The sequence below is a fragment of the Allostigmatella hybrida genome (genome assembly GCF_020103775.1).
Taxonomy (GTDB): domain Bacteria; phylum Myxococcota; class Myxococcia; order Myxococcales; family Myxococcaceae; genus Hyalangium; species Hyalangium aurantiaca.
Genome location: NZ_JAHXBH010000076.1, coordinates 1 through 1,201, shown reverse-complemented (window position 1 = coordinate 1,201; position 1,201 = coordinate 1). Strand labels below are relative to the sequence as shown.

The 1,201-nt window shown below is 67.9% G+C and carries 1 protein-coding gene; it reads left to right on the top strand.

Translation table 11 applies throughout. The annotated features are described in order from the left end of the window. Nucleotides 1-95: 95 nt before the first annotated feature. Nucleotides 96-1,201: IS1380 family transposase (locus KY661_RS37085; protein WP_225414681.1), on the top strand; the 1,106-nt coding region annotated here is incomplete at its 3' end.

Sequence of the window (1,201 nt, the reverse complement as noted above, 5' to 3'; positions counted from 1 at the left end):
CCCGGATCGATCACGGGTAGAGGGAACACCGCGTAGCGACCGACCGATAAGTGGAGAGTTCTCAAGGCTTTCCATCTACCGACAGGAGCTACGCGGTGAAAACAGAGTGTACCCCGAAGCAGCTTGAGTTCGACAAGGTCGGGCAGCGGAAGCTGGTGGCCGCGTTCGATGCGGACCACATCTCGTCCGACGGTGGGCTGGTGCTGTTGCACCGGACGGACCGGCGGTTCGGGCTGATGCGCAAGTTCGCGGCTTGCTTCCGGGACCTGCGCGCCCCAGACCTCATCCACCACTCGGTGGAGGAGCTGGTGCGCCAGCGCGTCTTCGGCATCGCCTGCGGTTACGAGGACCTGGCGGACCACGCCTCGCTGCGCAATGACCCGCTGCTCTCGGCGGTGGTGGGCAAGGCGGACCCTGCGCAGCGGCTTGCCAGCCCCAGCACGCTCAACCGGCTGGAGCTGACGCCGGCGGATGCCACCGCCCAGGCGCGCTACCGAAAGGTCGTCTATGACTCGCAGGCGGTGGAGTCCTTCTTCGTCGACACCTTCCTCGACGCGCACCGCCGCCCGCCACGCGAGGTGGTGCTGGATCTGGACGCCACCGACGACCCCATCCACGGCACGCAGGAGGGTCGCTTCTTCCACGGCTACTACGGCAACTACTGCTACCTGCCGCTCTACATCTTCGCGGGCGACTTCCTGCTGTGCGCGAAGTTGCGCACCTCCGGCATCGACGCGGCCGCGGGCGCGCTGGAAGAGGTGCAGCGCCTGGTGGCCCGCCTGCGCGAGCGTTGGCCTGCCACGCGCATCCTGGTGCGCGCCGACTCTGGCTTCGCCAGAGATGACCTCATGGCCTGGTGCGAGGACAACGGCGTCGAGTACGTCCTTGGCCTGGCGCGCAACGAGCGGCTTCAGCAGATGATTGCGGCGGACCTGGAGTTGGTGCGGGCGGTGTCGCTGGAGGAGCGCGACGGCGCACCGACGCGTGCCTACCGAGAGCTGCGCTACCGGACACGGGACTCCTGGACGCGGGAGCGGCGCGTGGTGGCCAAGGCCGAGTGGCTGGGCGACAAGCACAACCCTCGCTTCGTCGTGACGTCCCTCTGCGAGGCGCAGCACCCCGCCCAGGCGCTCTACGAGGAGCTCTACTGCGCCCGAGGCGACATGGAGAACCGCATCAAGGAGCAGCAGCTGGGCCTCTT